Origin of the sequence: Streptococcus pseudopneumoniae (assembly GCF_001072665.1) — a bacterium.
Lineage (GTDB): Bacteria > Bacillota > Bacilli > Lactobacillales > Streptococcaceae > Streptococcus > Streptococcus pseudopneumoniae_S.
Genome location: NZ_JVJI01000035.1, coordinates 1 through 511 on the forward strand (window position 1 = coordinate 1; position 511 = coordinate 511).

Annotated in this window: 1 protein-coding gene; it reads left to right on the plus strand. The window is 39.9% G+C overall.

Translation table 11 applies throughout. The annotated features are described in order from the left end of the window. Positions 1 to 511, plus strand: a 511-nt coding sequence (locus ADH52_RS02605) for a MucBP domain-containing protein (RefSeq protein ID WP_049509926.1), incomplete at both ends; no start/stop codon positions are given.

The window sequence follows — 511 nt, forward strand, 5'->3', positions numbered from 1 at the left end:
TGATCCAACAGATCCAACCAAACCAGGACAACCAACAGAAGTAGTACCATATGTACCAGGATATACTCCAAAAGATGGAAATGGTCAACCACTTAAACCGGTAGATCCAAACGATCCAACTAAAGGATATGAAGTACCAAATGTCCCAACAGATCCAGGAAAAGATACAGTAATTAACTATGAAGCAAATGACGCTAACCTAGTAGTTAAATATGTAGATGAAAATGGAAAAGAACTTAAACCTACAGAAACAACAAAAGGAAAAGTAGGAGATGAGTACACTACAGAAGGAAAAGTGATTGACGGATACGTATTAGTACGAGTAGAAGGTGAAGCGAAAGGTAAGATTGGTAAAGACGGTTCAACAGTAACTTATGTTTACAAGCCACTTGGTTCATGGGTACCAAACATCCCAGGACAACCAACAGACCCAATCAAATATCCAAACGATCCAACAGATCCAACCAAACCAGGCAAGGATAAACCAGTTCTTCCGTACGTGCCAGGATAC